Raw genomic sequence first — 16,852 nt, 5'->3', positions numbered from 1 at the left:
CCGGGCGGCTGGGAGGAGGCGATACGCTGAGCCCATGGGCTGGTACAAGCGGAGGACGATACTGGGGTTCGCCCGTGTCACGGTGAAGCGCGCGGCGATAGCACTCTTCTCGGCGCAGGCCGTGGTGATCGGCGGGCTCGTGGGCGTGGACACCTACCAAAAGCGGCAACGCACCAAGCGCCCGGGGTTCCCCCAGCCGGGCACTTTCCACACGAGGATCGCCGAGACGGAGACCACGGTCTACACGTACGGCGAGGACCTCTTCGACGCGATGATCGAAGCGATCGACAGGGCCGAGCACCAGGTGCTGCTCGAGACCTACATCTGGAAGGGCGACGAGGTCGGAGCGCGCTTCCGCGACGCCGTGAACCGGGCTGCCGAGCGCGGCGTGAAGGTCTTCGTCATCTATGACGGCTTCGCCAATCTCGTGGTCAACCCGTTCTTCTATCGCTTCCACCCGCTGGTCAACACGTACCGCTTCCCCGTCCTCCGGCCGTCGATCGTCTTCACGAACATCCGCGGCACCGGCTTCGACCACCGCAAGGTGCTGGTGGTCGACGACGAGGTGGGGTTCGTGGGCGGCTACAACATCGGCTCCCTCTACGCGACGAAATGGCGGGACACGCACCTCGAGCTTCGCGGTCCGTCCGTCTGGGAGCTCCGTGAGGCCTTCGCCAGCTTCTGGAACCACCGTGCCATCCCACGGCGGCCGGTCCTGCCGGACCTCAGCGCGTCGTTCTGGGAACCGCGCATCCGGGCCGTCAACAACATCCCGGCCCAGCTCGTGTTCCCCATCCGTGGCATCTACCTGGACGCGATCAATCGGGCCCACAGGCACATCTTCATCACCACGGCCTACTTCATCCCGGACCGGCAGATCCTCGATGCCCTGCTGCGCGCCAGCAGGCGGGGAGTCGATGTCCGAGTGATCCTTCCCGAGGACTCCAACCATGTGGTGTCCGACTGGCTGTCGCGCGGCTTCTACTCGTCCCTGATCAGCGCCGGGGTGCAGATCCTGCTCTACCAGAACTCCATGATCCATGCGAAGACCGCGACGATCGACGGTGAGTGGAGCACTGTGGGCACCGCGAACATCGACCGGCTCAGCCTCACGGGCAACTACGAGATCAACCTCGAGATCTTCGACCGCGAACTCGCCGCCACCATGGAGCAGATCTACGAGGTGGATTCCTCCAACAGCCGGGTGCTGACCAAGGAGGAGTGGGACAGCCGCCATGTGGTGGCACGGGTGAGCGAACTCATCATCGCTCCACTCCGTCCCTTCCTTTAGCCCCTGTGGCACGCACCCCGCGGGGTGCGGCGAAACGCTCCATGTAGCCCTGGTGCGACGAGCCCACATGCCCGGCCATCAGTCGTTCCGCCTCCGCCTCGCTGCCGGCGTCGATCGCTGCCATGATCAGCCGGTGCTCGCCCCACGACTGCTTGCCGCGGTTGTCGACATCGGCCGCGTAGAGCCACTCGATCTTGCCGGAGATCTGGCGGAGGAGGGCTGCGAGCGAGGAGCTCCCGGCCAGCTCCGCGACGCCGAGGTGGAAGCGGATGTTCAGCTCGGGGAGGTCCGCGAGGGCGTCAGCCGCGACGGCGCGGTCGCCGTCGTCGAGGATGTCCGCCAGCGCCCGCCGGGCAGCCCACCAGCCGGTGCTCGGGGCGTCGGCCGCGAACTGCGCCGTCGCCCGCCGGGCGGCGCGCCGGGCGATCGTCGACTCGATGACGCCGCGGACGGCGAAGAGGTCCGCGGCGTCGTCGAGCGGGATCTCGGCCACGGTGGATCCGGCATAGGGCTTCGAATCGACGAACCCCTCGGCCTCGAGGGCACGCAGTGCCTCGCGCACCGGAACCCGCGAGACGCCGTACTTGGCGGCCAGCGCAGCCTCGGTCACGCGGACGCCGGGACGGAGTGCGCCGAAGATGATGTCGCGGCGGATGGCGTCGAGGACGCGCTGCGGAGCCGCCGCATCCTGTTCAGGCCGCAAATGCCGCCCCCAGGTTAACGGCCTGCCGCACGCCGGAGAGGCTGGGCGTGCCGATGCTCTCAGCGGCCTGCAGCATAGCCCTGCGCTCCTCGCGGATTGGCGGCGGCGGACAGCACCCCGGTCTCATGGTCCTTGGCGACGGAGGACAGCCGGCCGAGCGACCAGTCCCCTGCGCGCGTGATGACGTGGCCCCGGCGTTCGAGGTCCGCGATGACGTCCTCGCCCAGGCGGTCCTCGACGACGGCGCCGCCCGGCTCCCAGGTACGGGGCCAGAAGGATCCGGGGATGGAGGTGGTATGGAGGGACGGTGCGTCGATGGCCTGCTGCGGCGTGTAGCCCCCGACGATGGTGCGGAGGATGTAGAGCAGCTGCCACTGGTCCTGCTGGTCCCCGCCGGGCGAACCGAGGGCGACGACGGGCTTCCCGTCCTTTAGGATCAGCGTCGGCGTGAGCGTGGTGCGGGGGCGCTTACCGGGCTCGAGCGTCGACGGCCCGCCCTCCTCCAGCCACGTCATCTGCAGCCTGGAACCGAGGCAGAAGCCGAGTTCCGGGATGGTCGGCGAGGACTGCAGCCAGCCACCGCTCGGGGTCGCGGAAACCATGTTGCCCGCGGAGTCGACGACGTCGATGTGGCACGTGTCGCCGCGCGTCTCCCCGCTGCGGGAGACCGTCGGCTCGCCGACCCCGGCGAAACCGCCGCCGCCGACGAGGGCCGGCGGCGTGTACTCGGTGCGCAGTGGCGGGGTGAAGGGGGGAACCCCCGGGACCGTACCGGGCCGGAACTCGAGGGAGGCCTCGTCGGTGATGAGCGCGCGGCGCTCCTCGGCGTACTCCGGGGAGAGGAGGTAGTCCATCGGGACGTCGGCGTCACCGTAGTAGGCCTCGCGGTCCGCGATGGCGAGCTTCTGCGCCTCGAGGATGGTGTGCGCGCCGATCGCTGTCGAGGGGTCGAGCCGCTCGTCGTCGAACCCGTCGAGGATGGCTAGGGTCTGCAGCAGCGCCGGGCCCTGTCCCCATGGGCCGGTCTTGGCGATGGTGTGCCCGCGGAAGTCGAACGTCGTCGCCTCCTCGTAGCCCGCCTCGAAGCCGGCGAAGTCCTCGACGGTGAGGACGCCGGCGTGGTCGAGCCCGGACGAATGCCGGTGGGGTGTCCTCACGAAGTCGGCGGCCGCCTGCGCCACGAGCCCGGTCCGCCATTCGAGCCGCGCGGCATCGATGCGCTCGGTCCGCGTGGCGCCGTCCGCCGCCGCACTGACGAGGGATCCGAGGACGCGGGCGTAGGCCTCGTTCCGGATGACCTCACCCTCGCGCGGTGCCCTGCCCTCCGGCATCCAGAGGGCGGCCGACGTCGGCCAGTGCTCGGTGAAGAGGTCCGCGACGGCCGCGACGGTCGCTCCGACGCGGCCGACGATTGGGTGCCCGTCTCGGGCGTACCCGATCGCGAAGGCCAGCACGTCCTCGAGCTCCCACGTGCCGTGGTCACGCAGGAGGAGGAGCCAGGCGTCGACGGCCGCGGGAACGGCGGCGGCAAGGGCACCCGCACCCGGCACGAGTTCGAGGCCCTCGGCGAGGTAGTGCTCACGCGTGGCTGCGGCCGGGGCCGGACCCTGGCCCATGAGGACGACGGGCCTGTCCGGCTCCCCGGCCGTGGCGAAGACGCCGGTCATGTCTCCACCCGGTCCGTTCAGGTGGGGCTCGACGACGTGCAGGACGAAGGCCCCGGCGACGGCGGCGTCGAATGCGTTGCCACCCCGTTCGAGCACTGCCTGTGCGGACGCGGTAGCCAGCCAGTGCGTCGAGGCACTCATGCCGAACGTGCCCTGGAGCGTGGGCCGCGTGGTGAAGGAAGGAGGGGGTGTATACGTCATCGGTTCACTTTCGGGTGGGGACGAAGGCGTCGCGCAGGGCGTTGCCGAAGAGGTCGAAGGCCAGGCAGACCACGGCGATCACCATGCCCGGGAGTACCATCCCGCTGGGCGGAAGGCCGATTGAATACAATCGCTGATATGAGGATAGGCTTCGTATACATTCGTTTCAAGGCTGTCGACGAAGGAAACCATCGTGAAGAAGAACCGGGTGGCGACGGACCGCCTCCATCTCTGGCTCATGCTCGTACTCACGTTCTCCACGGGAGTGATCGACGCCGTCGGCTACCTCGGGCTGGATCGCGTCTTCACAGGGAACATGACGGGCAACGTCGTGCTCCTCGGAATGGCCTTCGCGGGAGGCGCCGACCTCCCGATCCTGAGGCCCGCCCTCGCACTCGTCTTCTTCATGGTCGGCGCCGCGCTCGCCGGACGGGTGCTGAGGAAAGGACCGGAGGGATGGTCCGGCCGCACCTCGAGCACCCTCCTGGCGGTCACCGTCGGCCTGACCGGCCTCGCGGCATACGTGGCCCTGGTCGACGTGCACGCGGAGGAGATCCTGGGCAGCATCACGACGTCGATCCTCGCAACCGTGATGGGCATCCAGGCCGCGACGGCGAAGCGGCTGAAGGTCGCGGAGATCACCACCGTCGTCGTGACGTCCACCATCACCGGTCTCGCCTCCGATTCCCGCCTTGCCGGCGGCAAGAGCCCGTTCTGGGCCCGGCGGTTCTCCGCCATCGCGCTGATCATGGCCGGCGCCGTCGTCGGGGCCCTGGCCCTGAAGGTGGATCTCTGGCTCGGCATCGCGGTCTCGGCGCTGCTCTCCGCCGTCGTCACCCTCCTGGGACACGTGCGCCACCGGCGGGATCGACGGGAAGCGGCGGCAGGGAACGCCAAGGAATCCGCACTACGGTAGGTGCATGGAACAGGTTGACCGGCAGTACGAATTCCACCGCCTAGCACGCTCGTGGCCCCGGTACAGGTGGTGGAGGCCGCTCCTGACCGCGCTGCTCGGCATCGCCTTCTACCTGGTCCTCACCGTCCTCCTCCTGCTCGTCGGGGCGGTCGTGGCCCTGGTGACGTCAGCCGACGTCGAGCAGTACCTTGCGGCGGCGGAAGCGATCGACCTCAGTGATCCGGTGATCTTCGCCCTCACCCTCGTCTCGCTGATCCTCATGATCCCGGCCCTCGGGCTCGCTGCGCTGATTCTGGGGCCGCGGCCCATCGGACTGCTCTCCTCGGTGGCCGGTCGCATCCGCTGGCGCTGGCTCGCCACGTGCTTCCTCGTGGCCATCGCCGTCTTCCTTGCGAGCTTCCTGCTCTCGGCCCTCATCGGATTCTTCTTCCCGGGAGACGCCGTCGCCTCTCCCACCCAGCAGGACACCTCGCTCCTGGTGATCATGCTGGCGCTCTCCATTTTCGCGGTGCCGTTCCAGGCGGCCGCCGAGGAGTACGTGTTCCGCGGGTTCCTGATGCAGGCGATCGGCAGCTGGTTGCGGCACCCTGCCTTCGCGATCCTGCTGCCGGTCCCGCTCTTCGTCGTCGCCCACGGCTACGATCCCCTCGGTCAGAGCAGCGTGGCCGTCTTCGCCATCTTCGCGGGCTGGATCAGCTGGCGGACGGGCGGACTGGAGGCGGCGATCGCCGTCCACGCCATCAACAACATGACGATCTTCGTCCTCGGTGCTTTCGGACTGGCGGACGTCAACTCGACCGAAGGATCGGTCGGTGACCTCATCGGGTCGGTGGTGGCCATGGCCGTGACCACCGGGGTCATCGTCCGTCTGGCGAAGCGGCGCGGGATCGACCGGACCCGTTCGGTGACGATCATCGAGGAGTCCGCCCATGCCATGGCTGCTCCGGACGGCGGCCCGAGGCCACCCGCCCACCAGCCATGGATCCAACCCGGCCGCTCCCCCTGGGGCCCACGTCCGGCCCAGGTGCCGGCACACGGCACCTGGGACCAGACGCAGTATGACACCGCACGGTATGACGCCGCGCGCGTTCCGCCGACCCTGGAGGACCGCCCGGCCGCCCTCGGCGCAGGGGCGGCACCACTGGTTCCCCCGATGCGACCGACTTGGCCGGACTCCTCCGGACGTCCGGCTCCTGGCCGTGCGTCGACCCCCACGCCGACCTTCACGCCGACCTTCACGCCGACCCCGACGGCGACCCCCACTCCGACCCCCACGCCGACCTTCACGCCGACCTTCACGCCGACCCCGACGGCGACCCCCACTCCGACCCCCACGCCGCCCGCGGACGCTGACGCTGACGCTGACGCTGCTCGTGCTACCTCCGAGCGGGACTATTCTGCTGACCGACACCCTTCCGGCCCCGCCCATCCGCCGGGACCGGGCTATCCCTCCGGCACACCGCACCCGGCGGGGCCGGGCTACCCGGGGACAGGACCGTCGGTCGCCGACAAGGACCGCGGGCACGCTGACACCGTGCACGGGGCCTCCTAGAAGGGGCGCCGTTCCCGCTGCGTGACGGGCCGCGGATTCGTCAGCCCTCGATCCGCAGGCCCATGCTCTCCGCGAGGAAGGGGGCGAGGAGCTGCAGTTGGTACTCGTCGATCGTCGCGCCGCGCAGGCCGTCCAGCCCGTTGATGCTCCGAAAACTGCTGGTCCGGAGGTCGACGTCCTTGAGCCGGGCGCCGTCGAGCGTCAGGGTTCCGACGGTGCAGTCCTGCAGGGACACACGGGTTGCTTTTCCACCGGTGAGGTCCAGTTCGCCGATGATGCACCCGCTGATGAGCACATCCGACAGCTGCGAGCTGCGCAGGTTCACGTAGTCGAGCTTGCCACCATCGAGATGGACGCCGTCGAGCCTGCTGTCGTACAGCTCCGCCGAACCCCACCGCGTGCTCTTCAGCGAAGTCTCGCGCCAACTGCTGCGGGAAGCGCGGAAGACGGGCGCGTAGAGGTCCTCGAAGGAGCACTCGATGAAGCGTGCGCCCCGCAGCTCGGCGTCGTTGAGGCTCACGCCTTCGAGGATGCACTCCTGCAGGGTGATGCCGGCCAGATCCTCGCCGTCGAGCATGAGCCGCTCATAGTGCTCACCCTCGCGGTGGTCGCCGTCGAGCAGCCGTGGCTCCTCGACGCGCGAGACGGCCCGCGGAGGGCGCAGGGACAGGCGTGGGGCGGTGGTCGTGCTGCGCGTCAACCGCGGGTGCATGGCTTCATCCGATCGTCATCCGGGCCGCACACATCACGGCTGTCCTCCCATCCAATCACCCACCATGGCTCCGTGCTTTACTGGGGAGCATCCGTCAGTCCAGGGGGAGGAAGACCGATGAGCAATGACCGCTTGCAGGGTGCGTACGACGCACGCTACGACGACATCTACCAGCGTGGCGGTACGACCGAGGCGGCGCCCAGGGTGACGTCTCCAGCGGCTCCAGCACCCGCGCTACCCCTTCCAACGGACCGCACCGATGAATCTTCGTCCGGGATCAGCGAAGTAGGACCGGCGACGGCCACGCGGGAGGAGTACGAGCCGAAACCCCGCAATCCCTTCGACGTGTGGATCTGGCTGGTGGCGGCGGCCCTCACCGGACTCGGCAGCTACTTCCTCTCGGCTCCGATGCTCTTCGAGCGCCAGTACATGGAGCAGCTCAACCTCGGGGCTCCCACGATGGGCTACACCACTCCCTGGTTCAACTACGCGTCGACGGCCGGACCACCGCTGATCCTCCTCGGCGTCGCCACCGCCGTCACCCAGCTGTTCATCCTCTCGATCCGGCACACGCTCCGCGTGCGCTGATCCCCGGTTGATCCCCCCGGTCCCCGCTGATCCCCGCTGGTCCCCCGATCCCCGCTGGTCCCCGGTGCGCCCGGTGTTCCCCCGGGCCGCCGGATTGCCCGCTGCGGGCTCGGGCGGCTCCCCCGCCGTAGGGTGGAAGACATGGAATCGCCGATCGAGACGTACCTCAGGACCATCCACCGGGAGATCTCGGATCTGCGGGACGGCAAGCCCTACAGCACCATCCCCGCCATGGCGAACGTCAATCCCGACAACTTCGGAATCTGCCTGACCACGGTGGACGGCTACATGTACGAGGTCGGTGACACGCGCGAGGAATTCACCATCCAGTCCATCTCCAAGCCCTTCACCTACGGTCTCGCGCTCTCCGACCTCGGGATGGACGCGGTGGACGCCAAGGTCGACGTCGAGCCCTCGGGGGATTCGTTCAACGAGGTCTCCCTGGCCCCCGGCAGCGGCCGCCCCTCGAACGCCATGATCAACGCCGGCGCCCTGACGGCCACCTCCCTGGTCAGGTCCAGGGGCGGTAACTCGCGGTTCAAGCGGATCGTGAACACCTACTCCCAGTTCGCCGGCCGACAGCTCGGCGTCAACCAGGAGATCTTCCGCTCCGAACTGGAGCACGGCCACCGCAACCGGGCCCTGGCCTACCTGCTGCGCTCCTTCGACATCATCGAGGACGACCCGACCCCCGTCATCGAGGACTACTTCCGCCAGTGTTCGGTGATGGTCAACTGCATCGACCTCTCCGTCATGGCGGCCACCCTCGCCAACTCCGGGCGGAACCCGCTGACGGGTGTGGAGGCCATGGACCTGCTCGCCGTCGAGCGGGTCCTCTCGGTCATGACGACCTGCGGGATGTACGACGACGCCGGCTCGTGGATCAGCACCGTCGGCATGCCGGCGAAGAGCGGCGTGGGCGGCGGTACCATCGCCGTCCTGCCCGGCCAGGTGGGGCTCGCCGTCTACTCGCCGCCGCTGGACGAACACGGGAGCAGCGTCCGCGGGATGGCCACGAGCCAGCGGCTGTCACGCGACATGGAACTGCACTTCGTGCGGGCGGCTCGGGCCGGACGCTCGGCCATCCGCGCCACCTACGACATCACGGCGGCGCCGTCGGGCATCCGGCGGACGGACGAGGCGATGGACGTCCTCCGCGAGCACGGCCATCGAGCCATGGTCATCGAGCTCAACGGCGACCTCCTCTTCGCGGGTACCGAGTCCATGGTGCGCGAGCTCAGCGGCCTGGACGACGACGTCGACTTCGTGATCCTCGACCTCCGCCGCGTCGACGAGGTGGCGGACGTCTCCCTCCGCCTGCTGGGTGAGGTACGCCAGAACCTCGCGACGGTGGACCGTGACCTGGTCCTGATCGACAGCGAGGGCACCCTCGCGGAGACCTTCAGGGACGTCGACCGCGCAGTACCGACGTTCGACACCCGCACGGCGGCCGTCGAGTGGTGCGAGAACGAGCTCATCACGCGCTACGGCGGTGACCTCGTCCTGCCGTCCGAAGTGGAGGTGTCCCAGTGCCCGGCGCTGAGTCCCCTCACGGACGAGGACGTGGAGGCGCTGACGCAGCGCATGGAGGACCGCACCTACGACAAGGGCCACGTGGTGCGGCGCGTCGGCCAGCCCTTCGGTGGGGTCTACTTCATCCTCTCCGGCAAGATCGTGACCTCGGCCCCCGGACCCTCCGGTGAACGCCTCAAGCTGACCACCCTCAGCGCGGGCATGACGTTCGGGGAACTTGCCCTCGGCAGCGACGACCGGCAGGAGACCACCGTCAAGGCGCTGGAGGACGTGCACGTGAAGGTGCTCACCGCGCAGGCCATCCGGTCCATCGAGAAGGACGACCCGCGCCTTGCCGTCGAGCTCTGGAAAGCCCTGACGCGGGACGCCTATTCGCGCGTCGACCTCTACCTGCGGGAGACGGCCGTGCGGATCCGCGACTAGCGCGGACGACGCCGGTCCCGGACGCGGCGAAGGAGTCCCGTCCCGACAGAAGCGCCGGCCCGGACCACAAGTGAGCCCTTGCCTCCACCACCGAGTGTCAACTAGTGTTGACGAATGGAGGTGAAGGGATTGAAGACACTCGTTGGATCGATGGACGGTAAGGGACCCGCTGAATCCCTGCAGATCGTTGCTGAGCTGCACCGGGAGGTAGGGCGTGCAGAGGCCGGCCTCGTCCGGAGCGCCCGTCAGGCCGGATTGTCATGGGAGGCCATCGCCCAGTGCCTCGGGGTGACCAAGCAGGCAGTCCACCGGAAGTACGGCAAGCAGTAGCGCGAGGCCCAGGGCCACTCGGTCCGCAGGAGAGGAGCGGTCCTGGGCCCCCTGGCGACCTCCGCTTCCTGCCGCCCTCATGCCGTCGTGATCTCCCGCCGTCGCATGCCGAGAAGGGCCACCAGGGCGGCAAGGACAGCGATGGCGAGCATCCACCAGGCACCGGTCCAGTCCGTCGTCGTACCGTTCGGCACCGGGGTGTGGGAGAACGGGGAGATGTTCCGCACGTCCTGGTCCAGTCCCACCATGCCGCCGAAGATGCCGAGGACGACGCCGGCTCCCAGGAGTGCCCAGCCCATCGGGATGGTGGCCGAGGGTCGGAGGACGAACACCAGCGCGGGGACCGCGAGGTAGATGAGTGCTGCGGGAAGCTGAGCCGCCGCGGTCTCCCACACGGTCCACCCGTCCACGGAGGTGTCGCGCGAGACGGTCAGGGAGAACCAGGCGCCGAATGCCGTCAGAACCATGACCAGCACCACCGAGGCCGCTCCCAGCACCAGGTAACCCGCCAGCCATCGCGTCCGGCTGACGGGGGCGGCAAGCAGGAGTTCCGCGGTGCCGCCCGCCTCCTCCTGGCGAAGCCGGATGATCGCCTGCAGCGCGCAGGTTGCTGCCAGGACACCGGCGATGGAGAACAGGGCGGAGATGAAGAGTTGGGTCAGGGATACACCCTGGGCCTGAAGCATGGCACGCAGGGACCCGGTGATGTTGCTGTCGGCTGTGTCCGCGGCGGCGATCGCGCCCCCCAGTGAGCCCGCCAGGAGCCCCGTGGCCAGCCCGCCGAGGCTCCAGCCGATGATCGAGCCGGCCTGCAGCCGAAGGGCCAGCGCGGTGGCGCTAGCCAGTCCCGGCCGTGCGGCCGCCCTGCCGGGTAGCGCTCCCCAGACGCTGGTGCCGCTGTCCCGCCGTTGCAGGATCACCCAGGCTGCGGCCCCGCACGCGACGGCGAGAGCCAGGGGCAGGAGGAGCGGCCACCACCGGTCCCCCGTGTAGGCGAACGTCTGCTGGCCCCACCCGATCGGCGAGAACCAGCTTGCGGCTCCTGCTGTCATCACCGTCCCGTCCGCGTTCGGCGTGCCCGTGGCGTCGCCTATGCCACGCAGGAAGTAGGCCAGGACGACCAGCGCCGCGGAGAGTCCGTTCGCTCCGCGAGCCGTTCCCATCAGTTGCGCCACGAGGAGGCCTGCGCCGAGGAACGCCATCCCGACGGCGCCGGTGGCGGCTCCCGCAAGAAGGGAACCGGCAGGATCGAGCCCCTGGGCGGCGAAACCGGCGAACACCGCCAGCCCCACGAGGACGTTCGTCGCCGTGCCGTGCAGGAACGTGGCCGCTGCAGGGATCAGGCGGCCGGCGGGAGTGGCCGAGATCAGCTCCGCACTCCCGCTCTCCTCTTCGGCCCGCGAGTGGCGCACGGCCAGGAAGGTGCTCATCAGACCGGCCAGGAGGGCAAGGAAGGAGTAGATCTGGAAGAACGTGAAGGCACCCTGGTCCGCTCCGCGAGCCAGGCCGCGGAGCATCAGGATGGCAGGAGTGGCGACGGCCACCTGCAGGATCTCCGCGCGGCTGGACTGTTCGCCGAAGGTCTGCTGGATGGCGGCCGCAGCGAACAGGGCAAGGGCGCCGATGCCGAGGACCCAGACCATCACCTGCCAGCGGTCACGCCGCAGCCGTTGGCCCCACAGGATCCGGAGTGCCTTCACCTCAGCCGTGTCCTCTCGCGCGGAGCCGATGGCGGCGCCGCCCTGTCGCCGTCCCGGGGGCATCGTGTTCATCCGTCACGGACGTGTCGCCGTAGTGCCGCAGGAACAGCTCCTCCAAGGACGGTGGCGTGATGGTCAGTCCCTGGACACCGAGGGCTCCCAGCACCGGAAGCACCTCCGCGATACGGTCCGAGTCGGCACCGAACCTCACCCGTCCGCCGTCGGCTCTCAGGTCGTGGACGGTGCCCAGCCTTCCGAGGGTGCGGGTGTCCACGCCGTCGTCCGCGAAGGAGACCTCCGTGCGGCTGAGGTGCCTCAGCGAGTCCAGAGTCCCGCCGTCCACGATCCTGCCTGCGCGGATGATGCTGACGCGCCGGCACAGCACTTCCACCTCGGAGAGGATATGGCTGGAGAGAAGCACGGTGGCTCCGCGTTCGACGGCGGCGAGTGTCTCCCGGCGGAAGACCATCTCCATGAGCGGGTCGAGGCCGCTGGTGGGCTCGTCGAACAGGTAGAGCTCGGCGTCCGTGGCCAGGGCCGCGATCAGTGCCACCTTTTGCCGGTTGCCCTTCGAATAGGCGCGGCCCTTCTTGCCCGGGTCGAAGTCGAACGCCTGGCAGAGGTGTGCCTTTCGCTGCCGATAGGCCGCGTCCTCCGAGGCGCGACCGGAGGAGCCCTCTCGCAGACGGGAGAGCAGGTCGATGGTCTCGCCGCCGGAGAGATTGGGCCACAGCCTCACGTCACCGGGGACGTAGGCCAGGCGGCGGTGCACCTGCACCGACTGCGCCCATGGGTCGAGGCCGAAGACGCGGGCCGTGCCGGCCGTGGCCCTGGCCAGGCCCAGCAGGATCCGGAGGGTGGTCGACTTGCCCGCGCCGTTGGGCCCGAGAAATCCGTGGATCTCGCCGCGGCGGACCTCGAGGTCGAGTCCGTCGAGGTCTCGGACCCTGCCGAAGTGCTTGTGCAGGCCGACGGTCTGGATGATGGTGCCCATAGCCCGAACACTACTCAGATCTCCTCGCTGGAGGAGTGCGATGTCGTTGTGGACTGCCCTCTCCGTCCGGGTCCGGAGGACGGCATCTGTTCGTGGAATGGCCAGGAACCCCGACTAGGACGGTGCCGGCCACGCGGACGGGTGGCCCGCCCTTTCGTTTGTCGAAGGCGGACGCAGTATCTGCACAAGATTGACTCTCCTGGCCGTCTGAGTAGTCCTTCACTCCAGTACCACGGGTAACACTGGTCACGTCTCAATCACCTAGTTCTGAAAGCCCGGCGCTGCGGTCTCATCCACTCGTGGAACAACGCTCCGGGGCCCTTCATGGTGCTGTGTCGTCTGGGGAGGCGTCAGCTTGTTCGCGTGGTCTTCTCAGCCATGCCCATCAGAAAGTGAACATCATCAAAAAATCAACAAGCGCTCTACTCGATCTGTCCTCTCCATGAGGAAGTTATTGACCGTGGTCGCCCTGTCGGCATTGGTTGCCACAGGGTGCTCAGCACCAACATTTGAAGGGACTCGTGCAGCGGTAAGCGCACCAGTCTCCATCGCTCCGGTAGCGGACACGTACGTTCAGGCTGATTTCCCGACTACGAACTACGGCAACAGCGTCCGTTGGAGCACAGAGGGCCGCAACTCCATGCGGCGCAACGCCCTCCTCAAGTTCGATGTGGTCGTACCGGCAGGAGAGCGGATCGTATCCGCCAAGCTCCGGGCCTACTCGGAGGCGAGCGCAACAGCCACTGAGTTCGTTGAGGTGTACAAGACGACCGGCGACTGGACCGAGACGGGTGTTACGTGGAACAACGCACCCGCCCGTGGGACGTGGCTGGGCAAGACGGGTGGCTTCGCAGGTAGCTCGTGGGTGGAGTGGGACGTGACAGCCGCTACGGTGGCTGGGGCGAACAACTTCAAGCTCGAATCGGGTGCCCAGAAGTGGATCGGGTTCAAGTCCGACGAGTCCGCTGACCCCGCTCGCCGCCCGAAGCTCGTCATCACCACAGAGCCGACCGGGACCACCCCGACAACGCCTCCTCCTCCCGTAACGGGTGATGGTACGACAGCTGCTTCCACCCAGAACTGGGGTCCTGTGGTAGCTGGGGACGAGTTCAACTACACAGGAGCGCCTGACGCCGCGAAGTGGAGTGTCTACAACTCGGCTGGTCACGCAGGTAACGGGCTCCGCCGCCCAGCGCAGGTCACCGTTGACGGGACGAAGGCAGTCCTGACTGGCACCCCCGATGGTACGACAGCCGGGATGAGCGGGAAGTTCGCCAACCAGATGTACGGGCGTTGGGAAGTCAGGGCCGCAGGCTCAGGCGACGACGAGTACCACATGGTCAGCATCCTCTGGCCTGACAGTGGGAACTGGCCGTGCGACGGTGAGGTTGATTTCGCTGAGACAACCGGCGACTGGAACGTCATCAAGTTCTTCCACCACTACTCGTGCGACAACCGGCAGACCTCAGGGTCGAAGGCCCTCGATGTGAGCCAGTTCCACAACTACGCGGTCGATTGGTCTCCAGCCGGGATCGTCGGATACGTGGATGGTGTGAAGTGGTTCGAGGACAACACGCCCGGCCATCAGCCTCCCGGCCCGATGCACCAGACCCTGCAGCTTGACTGGTTCCCGAACAGCACCGCTAACGGTGCAGGTGAGATGCGGGTCGATTGGGTCCGCGTCCACAACCCCGCAACCATCACGCAGCCGGCTCCGGCTCCGACTCCTACTCCGACTCCGACGCCTACCCCGACGCCGCCTCCTTCGACAGGAGGGTCGTTCGACTTCGCCGCCGTTGGTGACATGAATCCGTCAGGCAACACATCAACGACCTCAGCTTCGGGCAAGAACGCCAGCAGCATCAAGGCGGGACTGGCCGATGGGACGCTCGACAACTTCATCGGTATCGGTGACTTCCAGTACAGCGTCGGCAACTGCACGAACAGCAGCTACACGGGTGACACGTTCGCCAAGTGGGAAGCCGCAGGATGGGGTCCCGTAAAAGCGAAGACCCTGTGGACGGCTGGACCGAACCACGACCACGAGCCCGGACGTAACGCCGAGTTCGACAAGTGGATGGACGGTGCGTGTGGAAGCACCGCCAAGTCGGCCACCAGCACTGACCCGACCCGTACGAACGCTAAGGGCTCAGGCACGGCGGCAGGTTTTCAGGCCGCTCACGAGTGGTACTCCGTAGACAAGGGCAACTGGCACATTCTGTTCGCCCCCACCGGAGCGTGGCGCTACAACGCCACACGTGCTCAGGCGATGACAGCCGAGATTGACGCCAACCTTGCAGCCGCCAAGGCTCAGGGGAAGCATCTGGCAGTCGTCTACCACGACCCGTACTTCACGTCGAACACGTCCTCACACAGCCGCTCTACTGAGGCCAAGCCTTGGATCGACGTGTTCCACAAGAACAGGGTGAAGGTCCTGCTCTCGGGTAGCCAGCACAACTACGAGCGCACGTGCCCGGTCAACAACGCTGACCAGTGCACCACCGATGGGATGCAGCAGTTTCAGGTATCCACGGGCGGTATCGGCCTGAGGGCGTTCACGTCCAGCCCGGCGTACGTCCAGAAGCGTTTCAGCGATACGTGGGGTCACCTGCGTATGAGCCTGAACGATAACGGCTCGTACACATGGCAGTTCGTAGGCGTACATGGTGGCACAGGAACCGATAGCGGTTCCCGCCAGTAGTCCAACCAACTGTGGGGGCTGCCGAAAGGGGGCCCCCACAATCCCATATCTGAAAGGAGGCGAATCGTGAGCGTCACCATGTTTGCGGGTGGTATCACCGAATCGACCGCCTCCGTAACCACCTGTCCGTGCCACTGCCCACGGGCATGACGGCAGGCGACTACACGCTCATCTCACATGGGCGTCGTCGGCAGCACCCTGACCGGCGCTTCCACGCTTACCGGTTACCGCTACGCCACCACCGGTACAAGCGTCACCGCAGCTGACTGGCGTGGACACACAAGGGCACGTCGCAGACGTGCATGAGAGGGTTGCCGGGGTGCAGGGTCTCTCCAGTGAGGTGTTCATAGGCGTGGCGTTGCGGCCGCAGGGCGCGTTGCTCGCCGTCCCTGGTAACCCAAAACCGCCCGTACCCGTCGTCGGCCACGGCGCCGGCGACGGCGGGGGCGGGGGTCCAGATCCAGCAGTCATGCGGCCGCGGGCCCCTGACGACTTTCTCCCAGAACCGGTCAGCCTCTCCCCTGCGCTGTCTCATCGCTGACTACCTCCACCAGGACGTCATCGGGCCCGCGCCGGCCGACGGGCGATCGGCCGGCGACCCTCCATCCGCACCACTCCGACAATGATTAGAGCGGCCGCGCCAATGACCAGCCAATCGGCCCACCACGGGCTGTCGGAGACGGCGACCGGAATGAGCAGCAGGAAGAACCAGAGCGCGATCACCAGGGCGCTGGCGATCTGGTTCCGGACCCTCGGCGGGATGGGCAGCAGCGGCAGCGGCAGCGGCAGCCGGAGGATGGCGCGGACGAACCGGTAGCTGTACCGGATGCTCGAGGTAAGCAACCAGCGGATGAGTCTGATCATCATGTTGTCCTGATCATCGAGAGACCTCTGGTGCGAGCCTGGCCTCGAGTGCTTCGACCTCGGCCGCTGATTTCGCCGGTGATTTCGATCTCGGCTTTCGCCCCTTTGCAGGAGTTGCCTGGTCACGCTTGAGTGTCCGGTAAATGGTGGTCCTGCTGACTCCAACGACCTGACCGATCTGTTCGACGGTCATGTCCTTCTGCTCATACATTCGCCTCGCGGCCGTGGCCTGTTGAGGACTGAGTCGCGGTGGGCACCCACCGGTGCGGCCTCGAGACGAACACGCGATAGCAGCCGGCAGCAGTCAGCGCGTCGACCTGCAACGCGGCGTCCTGGTCGGTCGTCGACACTCGCGCGTAGCCCAGAAGGTGTCCCATGCTCTCCAATGTTGCGGAACTCATCCCAAAGAAGCAGAAGTGAAACATAGATTCTGGCACTGAGTATTGCTACACGAAAGAAGCTTCTACGCGCTGTTTCGCGGTGTCGCAACTGCCGGTAGCGAATACGTTCGTATTCGCCACTCTGGCCTAGCGCAGGTGAACGGGTCCGACACCGCTCAGCAGTGTCTGGGTTAGGGCACCAGGGACTGCTGAAGGTTCGGTTTCCATCTAGCCTGTGAGGATTCTGTCCTCCTGGAAGGATGGCCATTGTGGCAAAGCCGTATCCGGAAGAGTTCC

At 67.4% G+C, this 16,852-nt stretch carries 15 protein-coding genes; 7 read left to right on the top strand and 8 right to left on the bottom strand.

Annotated features, from left to right (window positions below):
* The first annotated feature begins 34 nt into the window (after nucleotides 1–34).
* Entirely contained in the window at nucleotides 35–1,291 is a 1,257-nt protein-coding gene (locus RCH21_RS11215) for a phospholipase D-like domain-containing protein (protein WP_326964437.1), read from the top strand.
* On the opposite strand, the gene RCH21_RS11210 is transcribed toward RCH21_RS11215, so the two are convergent.
* Nucleotides 1,263–1,994, bottom strand: a complete 732-nt coding sequence (locus RCH21_RS11210) for a GntR family transcriptional regulator (RefSeq protein WP_326964436.1) — start codon at nucleotides 1,992–1,994, stop codon at nucleotides 1,263–1,265. The two genes, RCH21_RS11215 and RCH21_RS11210, sit on opposite strands and share 29 nt — an antisense overlap.
* A 59-nt stretch (nucleotides 1,995–2,053) precedes the next feature.
* Complete coding sequence (locus tag RCH21_RS11205; protein ID WP_326964435.1) at nucleotides 2,054–3,862, bottom strand: gamma-glutamyltransferase family protein; 1,809 nt, start codon at nucleotides 3,860–3,862, stop codon at nucleotides 2,054–2,056.
* A gap of 193 nt (nucleotides 3,863–4,055) precedes the next feature.
* Here RCH21_RS11205 and RCH21_RS11200 point away from each other — a divergent pair, with 193 nt between their 5' ends.
* Nucleotides 4,056–4,778, top strand: a complete 723-nt coding sequence (locus RCH21_RS11200; RefSeq protein ID WP_326964434.1) for a YoaK family protein — start codon at nucleotides 4,056–4,058, stop codon at nucleotides 4,776–4,778.
* A 4-nt stretch (nucleotides 4,779–4,782) separates the two neighbouring features.
* Nucleotides 4,783–6,330 (top strand): CPBP family intramembrane glutamic endopeptidase, encoded by a 1,548-nt coding sequence (locus RCH21_RS11195; protein WP_326964433.1) that lies wholly within the window; start codon nucleotides 4,783–4,785, stop codon nucleotides 6,328–6,330.
* A gap of 40 nt (nucleotides 6,331–6,370) precedes the next feature.
* Here the strand turns inward: RCH21_RS11195 and RCH21_RS11190 are convergent, their stop codons facing one another.
* A complete protein-coding gene (locus RCH21_RS11190; protein WP_326964432.1) occupies nucleotides 6,371–7,042 on the bottom strand; it encodes a pentapeptide repeat-containing protein in 672 nt (223 codons plus the stop codon).
* 117 nt (nucleotides 7,043–7,159) lie between these two features.
* On the opposite strand from RCH21_RS11190, the gene RCH21_RS11185 reads away from it, so the two are divergent.
* The 3 genes from RCH21_RS11185 to RCH21_RS11175 all read left to right on the top strand — a co-directional run bounded on the left by RCH21_RS11185 (nucleotide 7,160) and on the right by RCH21_RS11175 (nucleotide 9,916).
* Nucleotides 7,160–7,630, top strand: a complete 471-nt coding sequence (locus tag RCH21_RS11185) for a hypothetical protein (RefSeq protein ID WP_326964431.1) — start codon at nucleotides 7,160–7,162, stop codon at nucleotides 7,628–7,630.
* A gap of 141 nt (nucleotides 7,631–7,771) precedes the next feature.
* Entirely contained in the window at nucleotides 7,772–9,586 is a 1,815-nt protein-coding gene (gene glsA, locus RCH21_RS11180; RefSeq protein ID WP_326964430.1) for a glutaminase A, read from the top strand.
* Between the two features lie 114 nt (nucleotides 9,587–9,700).
* Nucleotides 9,701–9,916 (top strand): AsnC family protein, encoded by a 216-nt coding sequence (locus RCH21_RS11175; RefSeq protein WP_120148388.1) that lies wholly within the window; start codon nucleotides 9,701–9,703, stop codon nucleotides 9,914–9,916.
* A gap of 77 nt (nucleotides 9,917–9,993) precedes the next feature.
* On the opposite strand, the gene RCH21_RS11170 is transcribed toward RCH21_RS11175, so the two are convergent.
* Both RCH21_RS11170 and RCH21_RS11165 read right to left on the bottom strand, forming a co-directional pair.
* Nucleotides 9,994–11,616 (bottom strand): ABC transporter permease, encoded by a 1,623-nt coding sequence (locus RCH21_RS11170; RefSeq protein WP_326964429.1) that lies wholly within the window; start codon nucleotides 11,614–11,616, stop codon nucleotides 9,994–9,996.
* Nucleotide 11,617: 1 nt separating this feature from the next.
* Nucleotides 11,618–12,610 (bottom strand): ABC transporter ATP-binding protein, encoded by a 993-nt coding sequence (locus tag RCH21_RS11165; protein ID WP_326964428.1) that lies wholly within the window; start codon nucleotides 12,608–12,610, stop codon nucleotides 11,618–11,620.
* A gap of 442 nt (nucleotides 12,611–13,052) precedes the next feature.
* Between RCH21_RS11165 and RCH21_RS11160 the strand changes: the two genes are divergently transcribed.
* A complete protein-coding gene (locus tag RCH21_RS11160) occupies nucleotides 13,053–15,311 on the top strand; it encodes a DNRLRE domain-containing protein (RefSeq protein ID WP_326964427.1) in 2,259 nt (752 codons plus the stop codon).
* A gap of 558 nt (nucleotides 15,312–15,869) precedes the next feature.
* Here the strand turns inward: RCH21_RS11160 and RCH21_RS11155 are convergent.
* The 3 genes from RCH21_RS11155 to RCH21_RS11145 are packed head-to-tail and all read right to left on the bottom strand — an operon-like array spanning nucleotide 15,870 to nucleotide 16,552.
* Nucleotides 15,870–16,178 carry a hypothetical protein gene (locus RCH21_RS11155; protein ID WP_326964426.1) on the bottom strand — a complete coding sequence of 103 codons (309 nt, stop codon included), beginning with the start codon at nucleotides 16,176–16,178 and terminating at the stop codon, nucleotides 15,870–15,872.
* A gap of 10 nt (nucleotides 16,179–16,188) precedes the next feature.
* The gene (locus RCH21_RS11150; protein ID WP_326964425.1) at nucleotides 16,189–16,386 is read right to left on the bottom strand and encodes a helix-turn-helix domain-containing protein; all 198 of its coding nucleotides are present in this window, start codon (nucleotides 16,384–16,386) and stop codon (nucleotides 16,189–16,191) included.
* Complete coding sequence (locus RCH21_RS11145) at nucleotides 16,379–16,552, bottom strand: hypothetical protein (protein WP_326964424.1); 174 nt, start codon at nucleotides 16,550–16,552, stop codon at nucleotides 16,379–16,381. Before RCH21_RS11145 ends, RCH21_RS11150 begins: the two co-directional genes overlap by 8 nt.
* Nucleotides 16,553–16,852: the final 300 nt, after the last annotated feature.

Source organism: Arthrobacter sp. PL16, from assembly GCF_035985055.1.
In the GTDB taxonomy this organism is placed as follows: domain Bacteria; phylum Actinomycetota; class Actinomycetes; order Actinomycetales; family Micrococcaceae; genus Arthrobacter_D; species Arthrobacter_D cheniae.
Note: the sequence above shows the minus strand (reverse complement) of the source record. Positions and strands in the feature narration are given on the sequence as shown.